Raw genomic sequence first — 19,612 nt, 5'->3', positions numbered from 1 at the left:
ACCTGCAGAAATAAGGGGCTTTGATTAGAGATGATCAAAGCCTTTTTTGTATCTGTCCTCAAGGCAAGACCTATACTTTGAAAAAGAGTGCAGAATAGGGCAGCCATATGCGATACGGATGGATTTTGTCAGCATTGTTCATCGCATCTAATGTTAGTGCGATACCTAATTTGAAACCACTGGAGTGTGAATTGACAGAGACACCCCAAGATCATTTCTTGTTTTACCGAGAGCAAATGGTTTACCACAGTGAGCAGTTTGTCATATTTCAAAACTTCAAAGGCAGGGTGAGCACTCAAGTGGACGTCAAAACAGGAGAGTTGATTCGTACAACCTATATCGGCGAACCATTTAAACCTAAATATCAGATTTTGTTCGGCACTTGCCCTAAGGTATCGCAAACCTTACAGATTTGGATGCTCAGTGAAGTGCCTTACGACAATTAAGTGAGATAATAAAAGTTATATAGATCACACTTTTAAACCCTGCAGGCTCAGTCCTTGTCGATAAAATCATCTGAAAACGCGTGTTGAGTTTACATTTTCGCCAAACGGTTCAAAGTTGGTAAATTTGTGCTTGCACCGTCGTTCGCTTATAGCTAATATCCTCGTCGTTCCAGAGAAATGCGTCCGTAGCTCAGCTGGTTAGAGTATCGCCTTGACATGGCGGGGGTCGGTGGTTCGAGTCCACTCGGACGCACCATTCTGAATTGAATGGTTAGGAACATAAAAATTTGGGTCCGTAGCTCAGTTGGTTAGAGTACTACCTTGACATGGTAGGGGTCGGCGATTCGAGTTCGCCCGGACCCACCAAATTTTAGAAAAAGCCCACATCTTGGTGGGCTTTTTTGTGTCTATAACTTATTGATATTCAAGTGAAATTCCTTCTTTTTTCCTTTTTTATCCCCTTGTTATTACTCTGCGTTAGTACTGAGTAAAGTTCGAGGGGGTGGTAAAAGGGTGGTAAAAAGGTGGTAAAATACAGTAGTTTGTACAGCGCTTGAAATGGGCTATATTGCGACGCTTATGGCTGGTACTTCATGCCATTCTACGTCGTGACTATCAGTGTAAATCTGAGTGGTTCTATCACTGGCATGTGCCATGCGTTGGCGAGGGTTTACACCCATTTCATCGATGAGTTTTGCCGATAGCCTTCGGATTTCATGGAAAGTAGGGCGCTTAGCTTTTTCTACGTTAGAGTACAAACCGAGTTCGTCGCGTACTTTGGAAAATGTTTCGCTGATCATGCGACTGGTCACTTGGTAACGGTGGTCACATTGCTTAGCGATATTATTGTTTCTTGCAGGTCTACGATGCACTACGTAAGGGCAATGTAGCTTATCTGTTTTAGATAGCTCTACAACTTCTTTGATAGCGCTTGTCACCGGAATAGCAACATAAGACGTTTTAGCATTCTTAACCTTTGCTCGGTGTATGTACAAGGTACCAAATACAATTTCTCCGTTCTCTGGTTTTGGAGTATCAAACCAGACAATTCCACATGTATCCGGTTTTGGTTTTGGTATACGGTATTTTATTCTATGTAGTTCAGCTACTGCGTGAGTCGATTGAATCGATAACCCCATCGCTACTTTTAAAAATAGAGGGGCCTCTTTTTCAATTGCTTTGAATGCCTCTATATCTAAATCCAAGCGTTCTTTCTTATTATCCGAACCATTTAGCCGTTTCGGTTTTTTGTTCAACATGAAGTTTTCACCAATTGCGGATTCATCTGCTAGATAGCTAAAGATCTTCTTTAATCGAGAAAGTTTCTTGTTATAAACCTCTTTGGATTTATCACCATAATATGTATTTAGAAAGTCGTTCATGGTTTCTAAGTTAATTGACTTGGAAAACTTGTCTCCTAAAAACTCATTAAGTCGAGCTATATCACTCGATACTTGTCTAAGGATTTCTGCTGACAGTTCTTCTTCGTTTTTAATTCTAACCATTACATGCTCAAGCCACTCATTCATCGGGCGGTTGAATTTGTCTTTTCTAGATCTAGGAGAAATTTGGAAGTGTTGTGCTGGTCTATGCTCGTCATTGTATGCGTTAGCTGCTGCAATAATATCATCTAAAGAAAACTCAGCCGGCATTAGCATTTTGGTACCATCGATAAGAGTAAAGCGATACCTTGTTTGGCCTTTTCGTTTTTCTACATACAAGTGTTGGGGAAGGCGCTCACGACCAGTCGTTCGCTTGCGAGCATTCATAGGTTAACTGCCTCCGTTCATCAACTTTAGAAGCTGTGCTGCTTTGGGTGTAGTAGTTAACTCTGAGTCATTCGCTGCGTCAGGTATGCAAATGAGCCAGCGGCCGGTAGGTGTTTTACGAGCCTGAAGGATTCCTTGTCTGATCCAATTTCGAATAGTTTGGCTGCAAAGAGCAGGATAATAATTGCGTTTGTATTGGGGAATGGTCATTTCACGCATTTTAGAAGTCTCCGATTACCTAATCATTTGAACTTGTGTCAGAGTTCATTTCTTTGATTTCAATTTCGATGATTTTTGCTTCCAAGTCTGTAGCGCTACAACCACCATCCCATTTTAGGTCACAGTTATCACACCCTAAAATGTTGCATTTAGTGTTCACGACATTTATCAAACGTACATGTAGTTCTTCTTTGTATGAGTTACTCATAGCATTACCTCTGTTTTTTGCAGATTGACGAGCGACGGTAATAGCGTCTCGATGAGACTGGTTGTTTATATTTAGCTCATGAAATGCAATAGGTTTCTTATTTTATAGTAGTGAGAAATTTCATTGCTTCAAGATGCAGCCCTATAGAGACAACGAGTGTACCCGTAGGCTTAGTAGATATCGTGTGTCGGCTCGAACCACGCCTCGCTACTTGTGGTGAAGAAGGGCTCACTGGTGGGTAGATTAAATAGCCCCGTTGTTTTAAGTAGTGAAAAAATGCCTCAGCTAAGTGAGGCTCAATTTGTAGGGTGAATATGCTCATTTTTACTTTCTCAGTACGACTTGCTGAGGCTGAGATTCATACCAAGCAAAATCTAGCTCTTCACCATCATCTAGCGCTTTTCTTATTGCGTCCTCATCAGGGACAAAACGAACTTCGCGTATTAGATATTTCTCAGGAAGGTGGGCTTCCTCATATCGAAGTTTGGCTGGATTGTTTTTGATGTAAAAAGTACCGTATGCACCTTTCATTTTTTCGATATTTAACATTTGGAATAAATTCAGAAGCGGGTAGGTCATTCGACTGCGTTCGTCTTTTAAAGACTTGGCGCGGTCACCGTATGGTTTTGCTTGCTCGGCATATACTTTTTTCTCCGCATCTGCCAGCTTCGCTGCTGTTTCTAACTTATCCATGTATCGGCGGTAGGCCATGAGCTTGTCATCAATAGAACACTCGATACCTGCCAAGTTATCCGCAATGGTCTGCTCGTCCCATTCTTCTTGTTTGGCCAGCTCCAACAGGTCAAAGATCTGCTGGTTAATATTGTTCATGCTTTCTGTCTTATCAGCCATTTGCCTGATCCTTATCTTTAATGTCAGCGTTGAAGTCTTTTATTGCCGATTCTGCTTGCTCCGCGATTCGAGATAGCGCTTTGTCTTTCTTGGCTTTGCTTGCCTTGTCGTGGGTAGGGATTGCATCCAGAGCTGTTTCAGCTAGCTTTTGAAGTCGCTTGATTTCTGCCAGAGAAGGAGCAGTAGAGAACTTGTCAGTGTATGACTTAGCCTTATCTAGCGCCTGTTGTGTTGCTTTCGCATCAAACTCAAGCTGTTTAAGCGCATTGTCGGTTGTCTTCGTCATTTGCGAACGGTTGATGATGTTTTCATCGTCGTATTCACCCATGTATACGTCACCACAAATGCCTAACATTGAAAGCGCTTTACCTGTCGCGTCGGTAAGTGATTTTTTACGGCACTCTCCGTTTTTGATCATGCGACTGTAATTGTGTGACCAATAGAAACGCTCAGTCTCACCAAAAGCTGTTAATGTGCATCGATCGCCACTGTTGGGGTGGATGTACCAAAGCTCGACTTCCATGTTGTGGACAGACTCATTCACTCCGGTATACGTACCGTTAGCGAAAATTGGCAAACCGTCCTCAGTCCACTCCCGCTTAACATCGACACCCCAGCCTTTACCACGAGGACCAAATATTTCGGTTGCTTTCATTTGGCGGTATTGAGCATTGATGGATAATCGACCTGTCGATGGGTCTTGCTTGGTGAAATTCAAATCGGTTTTAAATGATTGATTCCAAATACCCATATTTGAATTACTTTCGTCTAAATCGACATCTGGAATTTCAGGATCGTTAGCTGGCTCTTGCTCTACAATATTTTGAGGAACGTCAGTGCCACTAATGTTGCTATCAGAATCGGCAAGATGCTCATCATTAGCAGATTCGGGTAAAGGTGCGTTTTTGGTAACCTTAGGCTTTCCATTACCATCGGTTGGTTCTTTTTTGCCTTGTTCTAGTAACTTTTGGGCTTCTTTTTGTTCATTATTGCCACTTGAAAGCTCATTATTACCAACGGCTTTGGGTTGGCTAGTAAACTTCATTACTAGGTTAACCGACTCAGTTGAATGCCAAATGATCACTGGATTTTTAAGCTGTTTGATGTAATCAGCTAAAGCGTTAATGTCGGTGTCTTTGGTAATGATTTTTAATAAGTGGGTATAGGCACGTTCAGGTGTTACTGCGTGACTTTCATGTGCCAAGCGTTCAGCTATGGCGAGCAAGAGAGATGGATACTCTACTTCTGATATCAGAGTGTTGGATGCTGGCTCCATACTTTCAATAAGCTCGATATTTTCTCGAAAGACAGCGCGAAGAGTTCGGATGTTTAGAAATGATTTTGATACCTCGTTTGCATCATCAAAATCAATGTTGCGTATGTTTTCTAGTGTTTTGTCTTTAACGAACGTTAAGTATTTTCCGTTATGTTCCCGTTCTCCGTTGTGCCAATTAATGAGTTCATCTACTACAGTAGCAAGCTTCTCTCCTGCCTCTTCATACTGCTCTGTTGTTAGATATGGACTACCATCACTAATGCGAGAAAATATTTCGGCAATAAAGCATTCATACTCATTTTCTAAATTATGTGTTGGTTTGTGTTGAATGTTATTTTTAGTAACCGTACATCTGGCCACTAGATACTCAGCCTCACTTTCATTAAATAAAACCCCACATCTTTCCAATCCGTTAATTGTCTCCACTAGTTTTTCGATGTCGGTTTGAGCTGTGATGTGAGGTTGTAGTGCATCCATAGCGAGTTTTACTTCGCCCTCTGTCATTCTTGCTGTAGGGCGAAGAGCTAGGCGTCCACGTACTGCATTTTCTATTGGTGAACATTCGTTAGGCGGTAAGTCTTCGCCATCCATCACCTCAATGCAATTTTCTTCGAACTCCTGAATGTATGGAGATTTCATAAAAATCTTAGCTAGACTTAATGAGCTATCGTACTTGTACAGAGCGTCAATAATTGCCTGACCAGCCATCTTGATCGCTTCTTTTCGGGTGGTAGCAAACTCACAGCCAAAGTCGTTAGCGTCACCGAATGCGCGTTCTGCTTTCTGATTGCCTTCGACAGCATATTGCCACCCCTCGTCACCACAATCTCGGATTGCAATAACGACGTGTAATTCATCGGTTACAGGGAGAGCGGCTTTCCAGCATTTAGGTTCAATGATGGATTCATTGGCTGCTGGCTTGTCGATAACATCTTCAATATGTTTCATCGACTCTTTCGTTTTCTCGGTTAGTACGGCAGGAAGGTAAGGTTTCAAGCTCTCGGTGAAAGCTTCTAAATCGTATAGAACACCAATCGTTACCATTGAGTCCACATGCTCAATTGCTTGATTTGGGGATTTATCTAAAGGCCAGATATCCGCAAAATGACCTTCAACAACTTCTAAATAATCGCTGTGGGCTTCTAATGCGTTCTTTGCGTCTGGGTGCTGTGATAGTGCTGTTATAAACAGTTCACTGGGTTCTTGAAATGCATGATAAAAATCATGTTTCATCGTTGCGGAGACAAAGGTTTTTTGGTCTTCTGGGCCAAACTCATCTTGGTAATCTAGGAATTTTTCAAGGCGTTCCACCGCTTTATCAATCGCGTCGTCACGTTTTTCTTCGGTTCGGTCTAAGTTCATTTTTTCGTGCTTATCGAAGTCACCAAACTTAAATCGGAACCCGTAAGCATATTGGCTATGGCCAACTCTCAGAATGAAGACCTTAGCAGCTTTCATACTGTCGGTTTCGCTACTGTAAATGAAAGAGGAATCTTCAACTTGAGGATCTTTTGTGTCGTAGTATCCATCTTGGCCTAGGGTAGGGTACGGAGTATCCGGAACATTTATTTGTTGTTCATCTGAGTGAATGAACTCGTCTTCGTCAAACCCCTTGGCTTCTAATTCTATAATTGCTGAGTTGTAATCTTCTTCTGATATTTTTTCGGCCTTAACGCCTTTGAAGAAATCACTGTATTCGGAATTTTCATTTTCGGTGCATAGTGGGTGAGTTGCTTCAACCTTGCAAACAGCTTCCGATTTGGCTAGTTCTTGGGTTGCGGCTTTAATGTAGTGAATTACAGGTTCTAAATCGCCAGATTCTTTTACCGCTTTGTGCGATACCTTTTTGTTACAGGTTAATTTGAAATACTTATCAGCCATTTTAAGGTGTCCTTATACAGCTAAGCTGCCTTGAATTTTGAGGGAAGATGCAGTTTCAAAATTTTCTTCAACCGAGTCAGGACTACGGAAACCATGCTTCCGGCAGTAATCGGTCATAATTTTTCGATCGTGCGGTAGTTTTTTTACCGAGAGCCAGAACTGCTCAACGGATTCTCGGGAAGGTCTGTCCACAGTCAATTCCTCAGTAGAGACATTAAACAGAGCACGCATAAGCCAGAGCTGGCTAGGTGGGAGAGAGGTTGCAATGGGTGCGCTCTTTAATACCTCTAAAGAAAGTCTTATGCTTGTTGGGACGTGTGTGTACTAGGGTAAATTGCGGTACCGGATAAAAATTAATACACAGATCTTAAAGACCGGTCCGATACCGCAATTTTGAAATGCTCCTAACGCGATTTATCAAGGCTCAGTCGGTTGTCACTATCAAAATCGACCGACCGTTAAGAGCATTTCAAAATGGCTCTCATAAGAAAGCCAAATTTGTCTCTACCGATCCGCTGAGACGAGCGGGACTTGTATACTTATCGTGTCGTTCACACAGTTAAGCCTTTCCAGCAAATGCGGTTCCATCATCGATAAGAAGCTGCACCCGGTATCCGTAGAGGTACACAAGCTTTATTTCAGTGAATTTCTGTCCTCCGTCACTGGATGCTCGGAGTGACCTAACATGCAGCTATCGCAAACATGGTTAGTCGTTCATGGCTTAATTTGTTAAAGAGCACTTTTTCGTGTAGATGAATAAAATGTACCACAAGTTCACTTGTTGTAAAGTACCAAAAGTACATTTCAATGTGAGGGTATTTGTTAAATATTGAAAAATAATGAATTTTAGGTACAAAAAAACCGCCATAAAGGCGGTATCTTCTTTGGTTGAGTATCAAGTTAACTTAATGCGTCTGCATGGTGTGTCTTTTATCGATGTCTAACTCTCACTGAACTCTTCAAGCATAGTTGGTTTCTGTGACTAAAACAGCTTCCACCTAGCATCAACAACTACACCAGCAATCTCACAAAATTCTTCTGCAATATTGATGCGCTTGTAAGTAGGGTCTGGGTTTAAAGGCACTAAGAATGTGCCTTCAGGCTCGATGCTTATTTTCTTGAATGTAGCCATATGTTTGTTTTCACAGTAAGCCACTACAAAGTTACCGTTGCAATATTCGCGTTCTGGGTCAACCAATATCAGCATGCCTTCTAGGAAGGATACTCCTGAACCTTGTGGTGCTGTCATTGAGTGGCCATCAACAATTAACCAGTATGAGTCTGGATGACATTTTACTGTTGTTGAGAGGTATTCGAGGTCAAAGTGTTGAACTGCTTCTTTAAATTTACCGGCTGATACTTTTCCTAACACAGGAAAATCACCCTTGTGCGATGGTTGTATATCTAGATGGGTGACGTTTTCTACACCATTATCTGGTTCACCATATTGAAGCCAAGATGCACTAACATTTAGCACCTTGGCCAGCTCTTTCATCTTTCCTTGTCTTGGCATTGATTCTGAATTCAGCCACTTACTTACTGCTTTTGGAGTAACACCAAGTCGTTTGGCGAGAATTACCCCTCGACCATGTTCTTCAATCCCAGCGTCAGAGCAGGCCTGCGCAAGCCTAACCGAGAAATCTTCACGCAATTTTTCATCATGAACCATAGGTACAATTTTATATTGATTTGACGGCACTATCAGTTCATAGTTATGATGTACCAAAAGTACATATTTAGAGGGTAATTAATGAAACAATTATCAATTGAAAAAATCATTGACGAACTTGGTGGTAGCAATATTGCGAAAGCATGCTCTGTAACGCCAAAAGCAGTATCTAAGTGGAAAGCTAAGAACTGTTTGCCTAGGACGGTAATTACTGGTGAATCTGATTACGCGGAAAAGATTGAGGCTCTATCAGAGTCAAAATTTTCCACCGAGTTGCTTATCTCTCTTACTAAAGAGCAGCTCAATAGTACAGCAATCAATAGAGCCGCATAACTACAAGGAAAATCTAATTATGTTAGTGAAATTTGACTCGAAAAAAGAAGTGGTCAAAGAAATCATCAAGAAGACCAAGGGAGGTCGAGGTGCTTTAGCTGGCGCAATTGGTATGTCTGAAACCACCTTCAACAACAAGCTCTATGAGCGAAACGGTTGTCGTTTTTTCGATGATGAAGATCTAGAAGCAATGGAAATCCACGCCGACACCTACTGTCTGGCTCAATATCGCGCAGGCCAACGCGGTGGCTTGTTTGTTCCTATGGCGGAATTCGAACTTGACGCGGAAGAGCTTAGCGAAATCCAGATCAAAGAGATGGCAGCACTTGGTGAAGCGAATGTCGAGATTTGCCGAGCACTCGCAAATGACCAAATGATCGACAACAAAGAAGCGAAAGCTATTAAGTCAGCTGCTATTGAAGCAGCTGCACGAGTTGTCGCGAGCAAGTTAGCTGCGATTCGAGTTTATGGGATAGACAAATGAAAAAAGGCGTAATTGATAAATCATTAATTCCCGTTTCTGAAATCGTAACAATCACTGCTCCAGTTCAAGTCGTCATCAGAGATGGAGAGTTTACGGTTAAAGAGTTAGTCGTGGCGGGAAAGACCGTTGATTGTTATCAGGGGCTTACGAATATATTGCTGGAAAAGCAACGCGAGTTTGACCGCCATAAAAGTCAAACGCTTAACGATTGGTGAGAGGGTTGTTGGTTTTACCTCTAGGCGTATAAGAAAAGCGCAGCGTAGCGCTGGAAGTCAAGAATATGAGTAGACGAGCTACAGATTGGGCGTGGCGACAAGATATCAAGGCCACGATGAAGTTAATCCTTCTATCTCTTGCCGATCGAGCTGATGAGTATCATAGAGCATATCCGAGTGCGGAGCGTATAGAGCTCGATACTCGCTTAAACATCAAAACAATTCGTTCGAACCTAAAGGTAATGCAAGAGCTTGGGATCATTCGAGATTCTGGGAAAAGAAAGGGGTCAACGAAACAGGTTGTTGTATGGGAATTGTTAGGCATAGAAGACGATGTGAAGCACCAAGTCCCAAAATCATCAAGAACCACGAGCCCTGAAGAGAAGGTACCCGAAAATGGACACCTTCCGAAGGTACCCAAAATTGGACTTGAAAGGTACCCAAAAACGGATTTGAAAGGTACCCAAAATTGGGTAACAGAACCAGTCATAGAACCAACCATTGATCCTTTAAAAGATCTTGTTCCAAGCAATGATGAATTGCTTGAAACCAGAAAACCTGAATCTGAATTTGAACTTCCAACGAATCGTCGTGGTGAGATTTATTCCGTGTACATGGAGGACATATTCGAGTTCAGAAAGCTGTATCCGTCTGTAGATGTTTATCAGGAATTTCGAAACATGCTTGGTTGGTTGAAATCTAATCCCACCAGACGCAAGACCAAAAGTGGAATCCCTAGATTTATCAATTCTTGGTTAGCCAAAGAGCAGAACAAGGGACGATGCAATAAAAACCTAGAGTCACCAGTTCAGCTTGACTGTACAGCCCAAATTGAGAACGAGATACGTCTAGCTGAATCTAAAGTAGCAGGTTTGCAGCAGAACATTATGCAGCATCAACAATGGAACATTCCTGGTGGCGATAAAGCTATTGTCAGTTTCCAAGCGGATATTGAAAAGTTAAAGAAATTCATCCAGCAACAACGACAAATCCGAGAGCGATTGCAGGGGGAGAGATGATCTACTACCTACCGAAGTTTTGGTATGCCGGTTCTAAAAAGTGGGGCATTCCATCTGATCTGCCGTTTATCGAGGGTAAGTTGCTACGCCTGAATATGGCAAATCAAAAAGTTGCTAGTGAACAATATGAGGATATCTACAAGCACTTTCACAATTGTGGAGAGTGGCGCAAAGCGCGTGAGTTAGCGAATCAGATGTTAAACGACATAGCGAATGATTATGGCATTACTCTCAAAGATTATGAGCAGATGATCGCGGCTAACGATGATGACTCTGAGAACACTCAATTTCGTGTCGACTTGATGATAGAGAAAGCCAAAAAGGCTCAAAAGTTGGCGAAACCAAGAATTCACTTTAAGGAGTTGAAACGTGCGTAATTGTTCAACTGTGAAGGCGAAAAAAGAAACGACAGAGATCATCGGTGCAATTGGTACTGGTGGTTATATTCAGTACGCAACACCTGAAATGCGCGAAAAGGCTGCTACGATGCGTGGACGCGTTGTGGCTATTAAGCCTAAGTCTAAAGCGAAAGCCCGTGTTTTGGAGCACCACCGTAAATTTTTTGCGTTGATACACCTAGGATTCGAGTATTGGTCTCCCGACGTAAGCCTAATCAGTGAACCAGAGTATTACATAGCACATGAAACTGCGAAGCAATTCTGTCAGTTAGCTGGACGAGAAGACATGTATGAAACACATGGTATTGAGATTGCCAACATCGTCTTATCGAAAATAAAAAAACAGCGAGAAAGTCACTGCGACCCAGAGGCTTACAAGTGTATTGAGAACTACCGATACCAAGTGATGATCGAAGCTGGTTATTTTGATTTAGAAATGCTCCCTAATGGAGGAACAGTAAAGCGGCCTTGGTCTATCGCTTTTGAGAACGCAGACCAAGAACAATTCGAAAAAATGTACAAAGGTTGTTTTAACGTCATATGGAACCAATCACTTTTTCAAGTATTTAACGACGAGCAGGAGATGCAAAACGCCGTATATCGTTTTATGGAGTTCGCATGATACGTCTGTTATTTGCCTTATTTACGGTGGTTAGTGCGATAGCAGTGGTATCGTCAGCATTCTTGCAATTCTGCTTTCTCTTCTCTGGGCGTGGCTTCCATTTCGATAGTTTGTTTCTCATCTACCTAACGGCTCTTTTTACTGGATTTATGGGGCTGTGGCTGACAAATGAAAATTAAGAAATACGGGTATCGAGTTCAAAAAGCTCAAGAACAATTTAACCGTTTTATCGTGTTACGAGATAGCGGCAAACCGTGTGCTAGCTGTGGACGCTACTTGCCTCTGTGTTGCGGCCACTTTCGTTCTGTAGGCGCAGCCCCTGAACTTAGATTCAATGAAGACAATGCCCATGGCCAGTGCTACGAATGCAACGGGAACAAATCGGGGAATGTGAAAGAGTACCGACGGGGACTTATCGAACGTATCGGACTATCTCGCTTAGAAACGTTAGAAAGTTATCACTCTCCGCAGAACTGGACAGTGTATGACTTATACGACATTGAGAAAGTCTACAAGGCCAAAGCTGACGTGATGAGTACTAACTTTGAGTATTTCTACGAGTCAGCTTAGTTCACACCAACATGCAATTGAAGTAATGGTATCAATATGAAAGATCAAGATTTAGAACGTACACGAGTACTGTTAAGAGGGTGGGGAAACTGGTCACACAATAATACTGGTTGTCATTGGTATACACAGATGTGTGGGTTATCGAATGTCCTGCCTGTGGCTCCAGACTTAAGATATAAGCTATGTGATGATGATGCTCTAGTCATTGATAAGTTGGTTGCTTGTATGATGGATAAGGAAAACCCAAGGCCAATGACATTTTTTGTTCTTCACTATGTCTATGGACTTAACAAAAGTGAGATTGCGAGAAGGGCAACAAGAGAAGACAAAAAACAATGCACGGAAGGCAAGGTTCGTTCACTGTTACTTTTAATGGAATCAATGATTTGTGGAATGCTGATTCAGCGTGAACAAATGGGATTTAGGCTAGAGTGTGATAAATAGCGTTGCTGTATTCTTGTCAAGTAGAGTGCCTCTCAGTTTGAGGGGCTTAATTTTACTAATCAATACCCAAGCTATTTCTGGATGAAGGTAGCATTAAATTTTTGACAACTGCAAGGTACCGGAAAACGAAACGAACCTATGGGGAGAATGATAGCGATGCGAAGCGGTTGACACTGCACACCACTATCACTAAAGAATTAGGCCTAATTCTTTATAGTATCACTGATTTTTTTTAAAGAAGCGTTCAGCACTAGCAAATAGAGATTCGCAGAGATTTTTCTGCTTATTATACTCCTCAGAACCTTGTTTCATTGATTCTAGCGTCTCTTTGGCATCATGGTATTCTTTAACCATCTGCTCAAACTTAACCTCGTAGCCGCTTTTTTTGTATTTTCTTGGAGATTTATCTCGTTTTTTTCTCATTCTTGTTCCTGTTTGAACATATTCATCAAAAGTACATTGAATATACAGGCTATATTTTTTACATGAAAGATAGCCTAAAGTGGCTGAAGTAAGCCTGTTTCAACATACGACTATAATTGCTCATTAACAATGATAAAGAATAGCTCCAAAGGATAACGTATCTAAATGGTCAGAAATCACAACTAAAAGAACTTTTACTTCATGTTTAGTTCAAAATTTTAAGTTGGACCTTTTTAAATAGGGCTGCAATCTATGAAGCTATTTTTATAGTTAAAAACCAAACTGGGGCTATTTAATGGAAGATAAAGAATAAGCTGCTAAGGGAGTTGTATAACGATATGACTCGAAAGAAAACTAAGAAGATACTCGAACTGTATGTTTCATCAATAGCTCACGTTTTGGAGCTAACTTCACTATACACTCATTGAAGTAAATAGATAGGTATTTCCCCGTTTTTTCCTCATTTGAGTAGATGCAACATTTTTATAAATGCTTGCCTTTATAAAACTCGATGAGAAATATAAATTCAACTTAATCAGCTGGTTGCCTTTGATTTTTGTTGTGGTTTTGTAGATTACAACGTGTGATAGCTCTTTAGTAACTAGTACCAGAAAGTAATGCCTAGTTAGAGTTTTCTTTTGCATAACACGTTCGATGGGAGAGAGCTACTGTTAAAGTTTAAGGTGAAAATAAAAATAAAAAGCTAGCCTTTAGTAATTTTATCGGTATACTGCACATCAGCTCTTAAGAAAAGAGCTATTTAATTATTTTAAGATCAAATTTCTCTCAGTTCTTTATCGATTCCCTCGTTTACGTTCCTGCGACAAAATATATATCTCTAAATCATATAATAGCGCTTATTAGCTAAGAATTTAATATTAAAATTATCTTATATAGAGGTATCTATGTCTAATAAATCAACTGGTTCAGTAAAATGGTTCAACGAAAATAAAGGTTTCGGCTTTATTTCTCCAGAGAGTGGTGGTGAAGACTTGTTTGTCCATTTCCAATCAATTGTCTCAACTGGCTTCAAAACACTTTCTGAAGGCCAAAAAGTATCTTACGTTGTTGAGCAAGGTAAAAAAGGTCTGCAAGCAGGCGAAGTTACTGTAATGTAACAGACTCTATGGCATCAACATTCGTTGGTGCCCATTATCTCTTCTTTTTATCATCACAAACTTTCATTCAAATTTATATACCCAAGTCACTTGAGTTTAAACGTTAATATTTACCTCACTTTGCTACGAAAATAGACTCGTCTAATAAGTCATTTCAGTATATATCTTTGGCAAAATGCCAATAAATACCTACATAATAAATAACTTGATTCAAGAATGAATCAGTTCGCCTAGTGCTTTTCTCGTATAAATAGGTTTATATTAAAAGCGATTGGCGAATAAAAAGAGAATTAAATGAAATTAAATATATCCGCTCAATCACTAAACTACACTAAATATGACAATGTTATTCCTAGCCGAGATGCTATTCTAGGCCTATTCGATAAAGTAAAAAGCTACTTAAGCTATGAACAGATTTCTCATTCATCTGGCCTGAATGACGAGCCAGAGAAAGATGCTTTAAAAAAACGCTTAAGAGCTATGGAGCGTGATGGTCAGCTTATTTTTACGAAAAGAAAAGGCTACAAGAGAGTTGACCTATCATCGTTAGTGACTGGCAAGATAAGCATCCATGCAGACGGTTTTGGTTTTCTCACCTACGACGCTAATGAGAAAGACCTATTTTTACCAAAGCATCAACTTAGTCATGTGTTTGATGGTGATATTATACTGGTGTTGAAAGGGCATACGCAGCATCAAGGTCGTTCAAACCATCGGTTTATCAAGATAGTGGAGCGAAAAACAACTCACATAGTGGGTTTGTTAAAAAGAAAAGGCTCTAAACTCTACTTATTGCCAGAAAACTCGAAGTTAACTCAAACCATTTACGTCACTCCAAATGAACTGGTTGCTAAAAATGTCGGCAAACTTGTCCACTGTAAAATCAATACTTACCCAGACTATAGACAACCAACTACCGTTGAGGTGGGTGAAGTCTTAGGGCGTCCGGGAGAAGCTGGTATAGAAGTGAAATTATCTTTGCGTCGTCATGGAATCAATGACAAATGGGATAAAGACGTACTTGATGCTGCATCTGCCTTCGGCTCTCAGGTAGAAGAAAAGGACAAGACATCACGAGTAGACTATCGAGATTTACCTTTTGTCACTATTGATGGTGATGACGCAAAAGACTTTGATGATGCTGTTTATGGGTATCAAATGGACGACGGTCAGTGGAAGCTATTCGTCGCAATTGCTGACGTATCTCACTACGTTAAACCAAATGACCATTTAGATCTTGAAGCGCAGAGTCGTGCTACATCCGTTTATTTCCCTGGATGCGTTGTGCCAATGCTACCAGAGTCTCTATCTAATGGTTTGTGTTCACTAAACCCCAATGAAGACAGATTAGTAATGGTATGCGAGATGACCTTTGATGATGAGGGTAACATGCTAGATTCAGAGTTTTCTGAAGGCATCATTCACTCTCATGCCAGATTAACGTACGACGACGCTAACCGCATTATCATGCAATCTTCGGCTAAAACAACATACCAAAGCAACAACACTAAAAATAATATTGCGCAGTATTTGGTGAATCTTCATCGTTTATATTTGAATTTATCTGGCCAACGCAAAGTTCGTGGAGCGATTGATTTTGATACACAAGAACTCGCTTTTAAGCTAAACAACAAAAAGAAGATTGCCTCTATCGTCCCTGTTGTTCGAAATGACGCTCACCGAATGATCGAAGAGTTTATGCTGTGCGCTAACGTTGCTACTGCGCAATTTCTAGAGCTAAATAAAATACCGAGCCTATATCGTGTCCACTCTGGCCCTCAGATGAAAAAGCTAACCTCACTGAGAATGTTACTTGCGGAAAAAGGACTAACATTGGCGGGGGATGACAAGCCAACGTCTCACGACTACAACGCACTTTTAGATCAAGTTCGAGATTTGGATGAGTATGACATAATACGTACCTTGCTGCTGCGCTCTCAAAGCCAAGCTGAATATTCGCCTAAAAACTTGGGCCACTTTGGCTTAGCATACGATGCTTACGCGCACTTTACATCTCCAATTCGTCGTTACCCTGATTTACTCATTCATCGTGCCATCCGTGCCAAGCTTCGAGAGAAAACTACTGGTAAATTACGTAGCCTGTTAATGAAGCTCAAGCCGATACGCCAGCTAGCAGGGGTTTCGAATAGTTACCCTTACGATACAAAAGAGATTGAGCAACTCAGTGTGCACTGTTCGCATCAATCTCGCCAAGCTGATGAAGTTAGTCGTGAGGTTGAATCAGCACTGAAATGTCACTACATGAAACCATTTATTGGACGAAACTTCATGGGAAGTGTTTCTGGAGTTACGCACTTTGGTGTTTTTGTAGAGCTGGAGGAAAACAGAATCGAAGGTCTCATACCTTTATCCAGTTTTCAAAATGGCGATTTTGAATTTGATGCGATCAAACAAAAAATCTCAAGCCAAACGACAACTTTTACACTTGGCACTCAAGTAAACATTACCGTTAAAGAAATCGACTCTAAGCAAAGAAAAATTATATTCAACTTTGCTTAAAAGTAATTGAGAATTTGATGATTTGGTACCTACTGTTAACGGTTTTGGGCTCTATGTGTTAAGCCCAAGTTTGCCACAGGAAAACTGGCACATGGCACGTTACAACATTGGTATCTAAGTCAACATAGTGAAGACATGATGTACTCTAACTTTGGTATGCATGGCTTTCTTATAAATAGCAAAGTTTGATGTTTTCAGACTTTTATGAAAAGTGAAATTCCACAATTAATTGAGGTAATCTTATCTTAATTAATTTTAAGTTTAGCTAATTTAGATAAACGTATAACACGCTTGTGTCCATTTTGTGCTGACTTGTGTAGTATCATTGTCTATTTCATAGCCAACATGGATGTGGTGTGAAATTAAGTTGACCATTAAAAAATAGGATTATATGTGAGCAAGTTACTTAAACCGACACAAAAGCAGAAACAACTTGATCTTAATCCGAAAGGAAAAGGGATTAAGCGGATACCAGAAGAGTTAAAGAGAAAGGATGTCCGCAAACGAATAGAAGAGATTGAGGAACAAAAGAAGTGGGATAAGGAATGGGGATTGTGAGCTCAAGAAACCTCTCTGAACTTATCAATACGACACTCCTCATACATTCTGAAAAACTGAGTAACTTGGACAGAGACATGCTTGCAGGTTTACTCGATCAACTCAACCGTGAACAGGCTTTGACAGACAAACAAATTAAACTGTGTCAAAGGTTAATACGAAAAACTAATCAAGCCTGTGTATTTATTGATGACACTCCAAACGAACCATGATTGCTAAGTAATATCACTCTTCGTTGTTATCAATCCAGCCCTCATCAAGCGTTAATCGACTCAGCACTTTGCCCATTAAATCTTTGATTTCAATTTGCTTGATGTCTTTTGGCGCATGATGCTCAGCAGAACGCTTGGCATTCGTTAGACTTTTCATGAAGATAGCCTCACTATCTATTACGCCGCATTTTTCATTGAAGTAAGTGATCTGATAGGTCGGCATAGTATTATTCCTTTTTTTTGGGAGGCTTGAAGACGTGATGTGTTCAATATAGCACTTTCATGCTCTAGCGTTCTATCTGGCTTAGCCTTATGCGCTAAAACTGATGAAGCAAGCCACGACATAAAAGTGCTACAAAAACTACAGTTGAACGGAGAAGAACCATTGTGTTCCAAAACGAACGATAGTTCTACATCTAAAACACGCTCAGCAGTTCTTCTTCAAATCGAAGTCCACGCAACTCGTGGTGGTCACATAAGCGTTTAAAAGATTCAGTAGCATACAGTCTTTGGCAACCTTCAAGTCGTGATTTAAACAGGTATCGCGTCTCGATGTCAGATTCTTCAAAATAAAGTGTTTCGTAACCATCTGCGATTCCATCAAGATACTTCTTCACGCAAACAGATTCGTCTTCTTGGCCAAAAGAGAGGCAGTTAAAGATATAAACTTGTTCTTCACCGACAGTTACCAATAGAAACTCACCTTCATTTTCCAAGCTTGGCTTTAATATTTCGTAAGAATGGTGGGATAGTACAAGGTAAGTCATTGACCATAACGACACATCAGGGATGTCAGTGTTAGTTCCTAAAACGTCATCGAATGAAGCGGATACATTTTTCCAGATATCTACCAATGACGTGTTTTGGGAGCGTTGACGGTGTATCGTCATTAGATGTTGTTTACCTATGGCTCCGAAGAGTTCCGTTGGGCCTAATTGCAAAGCCTTGTAATCATGCGGCATCTCTTTCAATTGGTAGACGTTCATTATTCACCATTCCAATTCGGGTTTTTGTTAGAAATCATACCTTCGGGGTAAGTAGAAGTTTTCAATTTAATTTTGATATTACGAAGACGATTAAGGAATACATCTTTTTTAAGAGAGTCATTACTCAAATGTGTCACTATCCATGTCTCATAGTTATAACGATGAATTTTCTTATGTGCTTCAGCATTTGGAGAGCTCCAATGTCCTTTGTCTTTTACATTTCGAGGCAACCAAACACCATTGGATGGGTCGTTGATTCCAAGACCAAACGTATGAAGGTTGAGTCTTGCCAGCATCATTTCCATTTTTCTAAACTGCCCAGCCCCCATAATAATATGATGAGGATCATGTCGTTTGGTTGGCTTGATTTCACCGATACTGGTTAGGTTTCTAGCTAAAACACGGGTTGGGTGGTGAGGTTCATCCATTAAATCGTCTGGCGAAGTAGCTGCGCTTCGCTCTTGATATTCTGTAAGTTGTTTTTGTAATGATACCTGTGCGCTTAAGCTACGTCTCAAAGTTTTGAGGTGTTTCAAATCTTCTTGAGATGCTTTTAAAGATTTAGGGTCGCTCTCATCCAAACTTTGATTATAAAGTTTAATAGCTGAAACCTCATATCGGTGTACAGCTAGTTCAAGTGCCGTCGGATTTTTGGGACGTAGTGGTACAGAAAGTGGTTTGCCTCTAGGTTGCACAACATAATCTCCATTTACGATAGTGCGCTTACCATATGCACAACTAAATTATGCATCAATGCGAATTTACCGATATTTAAATTACCTCTCAAAATTACCTTTGTTTGTTTATAACTCTATTGATGAGAGCTAGTTAGTTCTGTGTTAAGTGAGCCAAATAAAGGATGAATGAGACAGATGCCTGCTTATTGACAAACTTAATTGAAAAGTTTGAAAAAGGGATTACATTTTATATGACTGTATATGAGTATTAATTTTTTAATCGTAATTCTATCAATAGTTTGTGAGGGTTCTATGTCAGGAAAATTTGAAATTTATAAAGATAGCGCGGGTGAGTTTCGTTTTCGTTTAAAAGCAGCTAATGGACAGAACATTTTGGCTAGTGAAGGTTATACAGCAAAAGCAAACTGTGAAAACGGGATTGATTCAGTAAAAACCAACTCTCCTTACGACTCTCAATATGAAAGGAAAGAGACCTCTGCTGGTAAATACATGTTTAACCTAAAGGCAATGAATCACCAAGTGATAGGGACAAGCCAATCTTATGAAAGCTCTGCATCTAGAGATAAAGGCATTGAGTCGGTAAAAACCAACGCGCCTAATGCTCCAATCGAAGATCTAACATAATAGCGCTAGACAACCTTATCGGTGGTTAATAGCAACCACCGATAGGGTTAGAATGAATGCTAATGAAA

Annotated in this window: 24 protein-coding genes and 2 tRNA genes; 16 read left to right on the top strand and 10 right to left on the bottom strand. The window is 40.5% G+C overall.

The genetic code is table 11. The annotated features are described in order from the left end of the window. Positions 1–107 precede the first annotated feature (107 nt). From R7P67_RS11415 to R7P67_RS11405, 3 genes are all read left to right on the top strand, one after another. Positions 108–446, top strand: coding sequence for a hypothetical protein (locus R7P67_RS11415; protein ID WP_005377830.1), 339 nt, complete (start codon positions 108–110; stop codon positions 444–446). Positions 447–625: 179 nt separating this feature from the next. Next, positions 626–702, top strand: a tRNA-Val gene (locus R7P67_RS11410). Positions 703–735: 33 nt separating this feature from the next. After that, positions 736–812, top strand: a tRNA-Val gene (locus R7P67_RS11405). Positions 813–1,009: 197 nt separating this feature from the next. On the opposite strand, the gene R7P67_RS11400 is transcribed toward R7P67_RS11405, so the two are convergent. From R7P67_RS11400 to R7P67_RS11375, 6 genes are all read right to left on the bottom strand, one after another. After that, a complete protein-coding gene (locus R7P67_RS11400) occupies positions 1,010–2,215 on the bottom strand; it encodes a tyrosine-type recombinase/integrase (RefSeq protein ID WP_149191853.1) in 1,206 nt (401 codons plus the stop codon). A gap of 238 nt (positions 2,216–2,453) precedes the next feature. Continuing rightward, on the bottom strand, positions 2,454–2,642 hold the full coding sequence (locus R7P67_RS11395) for a hypothetical protein (RefSeq protein WP_054729558.1): 189 nt from the start codon (positions 2,640–2,642) through the stop codon (positions 2,454–2,456). Between the two features lie 324 nt (positions 2,643–2,966). Further along, positions 2,967–3,494: a siphovirus Gp157 family protein gene (locus tag R7P67_RS11390; RefSeq protein WP_054866068.1), complete on the bottom strand. Its 528-nt coding sequence runs from the start codon at positions 3,492–3,494 to the stop codon at positions 2,967–2,969. Next, the gene (locus R7P67_RS11385) at positions 3,487–6,651 is read right to left on the bottom strand and encodes a hypothetical protein (protein WP_213869110.1); all 3,165 of its coding nucleotides are present in this window, start codon (positions 6,649–6,651) and stop codon (positions 3,487–3,489) included. The genes R7P67_RS11390 and R7P67_RS11385 overlap by 8 nt, the downstream gene beginning before the upstream one ends. 12 nt (positions 6,652–6,663) lie before the next feature. Continuing rightward, positions 6,664–6,843, bottom strand: a complete 180-nt coding sequence (locus R7P67_RS11380; RefSeq protein WP_258495019.1) for a hypothetical protein — start codon at positions 6,841–6,843, stop codon at positions 6,664–6,666. Positions 6,844–7,633: 790 nt separating this feature from the next. Further along, positions 7,634–8,350: a S24 family peptidase gene (locus R7P67_RS11375; RefSeq protein ID WP_049874960.1), complete on the bottom strand. Its 717-nt coding sequence runs from the start codon at positions 8,348–8,350 to the stop codon at positions 7,634–7,636. A gap of 51 nt (positions 8,351–8,401) precedes the next feature. Here R7P67_RS11375 and R7P67_RS11370 point away from each other — a divergent pair, with 51 nt between their 5' ends. From R7P67_RS11370 to R7P67_RS11330, 9 genes are all read left to right on the top strand, one after another. Then, on the top strand, positions 8,402–8,653 hold the full coding sequence (locus R7P67_RS11370; protein ID WP_021453632.1) for a hypothetical protein: 252 nt from the start codon (positions 8,402–8,404) through the stop codon (positions 8,651–8,653). 19 nt (positions 8,654–8,672) lie between these two features. Next, entirely contained in the window at positions 8,673–9,137 is a 465-nt protein-coding gene (locus R7P67_RS11365; protein WP_149191850.1) for a YmfL family putative regulatory protein, read from the top strand. Next, positions 9,134–9,352, top strand: a complete 219-nt coding sequence (locus R7P67_RS11360) for a hypothetical protein (protein ID WP_005495414.1) — start codon at positions 9,134–9,136, stop codon at positions 9,350–9,352. The genes R7P67_RS11365 and R7P67_RS11360 overlap by 4 nt, the downstream gene beginning before the upstream one ends. A 65-nt stretch (positions 9,353–9,417) precedes the next feature. After that, the gene (locus tag R7P67_RS11355) at positions 9,418–10,371 is read left to right on the top strand and encodes a helix-turn-helix domain-containing protein (RefSeq protein ID WP_085569541.1); all 954 of its coding nucleotides are present in this window, start codon (positions 9,418–9,420) and stop codon (positions 10,369–10,371) included. Beyond that, the gene (locus R7P67_RS11350; RefSeq protein WP_149191849.1) at positions 10,368–10,748 is read left to right on the top strand and encodes a hypothetical protein; all 381 of its coding nucleotides are present in this window, start codon (positions 10,368–10,370) and stop codon (positions 10,746–10,748) included. Before R7P67_RS11355 ends, R7P67_RS11350 begins: the two co-directional genes overlap by 4 nt. After that, on the top strand, positions 10,741–11,391 hold the full coding sequence (locus R7P67_RS11345) for a DUF1367 family protein (RefSeq protein ID WP_149191848.1): 651 nt from the start codon (positions 10,741–10,743) through the stop codon (positions 11,389–11,391). Before R7P67_RS11350 ends, R7P67_RS11345 begins: the two co-directional genes overlap by 8 nt. Then, positions 11,388–11,570: a hypothetical protein gene (locus tag R7P67_RS11340; protein ID WP_054729445.1), complete on the top strand. Its 183-nt coding sequence runs from the start codon at positions 11,388–11,390 to the stop codon at positions 11,568–11,570. The genes R7P67_RS11345 and R7P67_RS11340 overlap by 4 nt, the downstream gene beginning before the upstream one ends. Beyond that, positions 11,560–11,961: a recombination protein NinG gene (locus R7P67_RS11335; RefSeq protein WP_052499855.1), complete on the top strand. Its 402-nt coding sequence runs from the start codon at positions 11,560–11,562 to the stop codon at positions 11,959–11,961. The genes R7P67_RS11340 and R7P67_RS11335 overlap by 11 nt, the downstream gene beginning before the upstream one ends. A gap of 36 nt (positions 11,962–11,997) precedes the next feature. Next, positions 11,998–12,405, top strand: a complete 408-nt coding sequence (locus R7P67_RS11330; RefSeq protein ID WP_213869111.1) for an antiterminator Q family protein — start codon at positions 11,998–12,000, stop codon at positions 12,403–12,405. 219 nt (positions 12,406–12,624) lie between these two features. On the opposite strand, the gene R7P67_RS11325 is transcribed toward R7P67_RS11330, so the two are convergent. Then, positions 12,625–12,828, bottom strand: coding sequence for a hypothetical protein (locus R7P67_RS11325; protein ID WP_054729450.1), 204 nt, complete (start codon positions 12,826–12,828; stop codon positions 12,625–12,627). A gap of 905 nt (positions 12,829–13,733) precedes the next feature. Between R7P67_RS11325 and R7P67_RS11320 the strand changes: the two genes are divergently transcribed. The 3 genes from R7P67_RS11320 (at position 13,734) to R7P67_RS11310 (ending at position 17,024) form a co-directional block, all read left to right on the top strand. After that, positions 13,734–13,946 (top strand): cold-shock protein, encoded by a 213-nt coding sequence (locus R7P67_RS11320; protein WP_318085966.1) that lies wholly within the window; start codon positions 13,734–13,736, stop codon positions 13,944–13,946. Positions 13,947–14,240: 294 nt separating this feature from the next. Next, positions 14,241–16,466 (top strand): ribonuclease R, encoded by a 2,226-nt coding sequence (gene rnr, locus R7P67_RS11315; RefSeq protein ID WP_213869112.1) that lies wholly within the window; start codon positions 14,241–14,243, stop codon positions 16,464–16,466. 393 nt (positions 16,467–16,859) lie between these two features. Further along, the gene (locus R7P67_RS11310; RefSeq protein WP_165439064.1) at positions 16,860–17,024 is read left to right on the top strand and encodes a hypothetical protein; all 165 of its coding nucleotides are present in this window, start codon (positions 16,860–16,862) and stop codon (positions 17,022–17,024) included. Positions 17,025–17,249: 225 nt separating this feature from the next. Here the strand turns inward: R7P67_RS11310 and R7P67_RS11305 are convergent, their stop codons facing one another. The 3 genes from R7P67_RS11305 to R7P67_RS11295 form a co-directional block, all read right to left on the bottom strand. Beyond that, positions 17,250–17,459, bottom strand: a complete 210-nt coding sequence (locus tag R7P67_RS11305; RefSeq protein ID WP_054702452.1) for a hypothetical protein — start codon at positions 17,457–17,459, stop codon at positions 17,250–17,252. 193 nt (positions 17,460–17,652) lie between these two features. Continuing rightward, positions 17,653–18,222 (bottom strand): hypothetical protein, encoded by a 570-nt coding sequence (locus R7P67_RS11300; protein ID WP_213869113.1) that lies wholly within the window; start codon positions 18,220–18,222, stop codon positions 17,653–17,655. Then, on the bottom strand, positions 18,222–18,917 hold the full coding sequence (locus R7P67_RS11295) for an AHH domain-containing protein (protein ID WP_171343258.1): 696 nt from the start codon (positions 18,915–18,917) through the stop codon (positions 18,222–18,224). The genes R7P67_RS11300 and R7P67_RS11295 overlap by 1 nt, the downstream gene beginning before the upstream one ends. 294 nt (positions 18,918–19,211) lie before the next feature. Between R7P67_RS11295 and R7P67_RS11290 the strand changes: the two genes are divergently transcribed. Continuing rightward, positions 19,212–19,544 carry a YegP family protein gene (locus R7P67_RS11290; RefSeq protein ID WP_054702441.1) on the top strand — a complete coding sequence of 111 codons (333 nt, stop codon included), beginning with the start codon at positions 19,212–19,214 and terminating at the stop codon, positions 19,542–19,544. Positions 19,545–19,612 lie beyond the last annotated feature (68 nt).

Source organism: Vibrio sp. Vb0937, assembly GCF_033338855.1.
The sequence above is the reverse complement of the archived record's forward strand: the minus strand, read 5'-3'. Positions and strand labels throughout refer to the sequence as shown.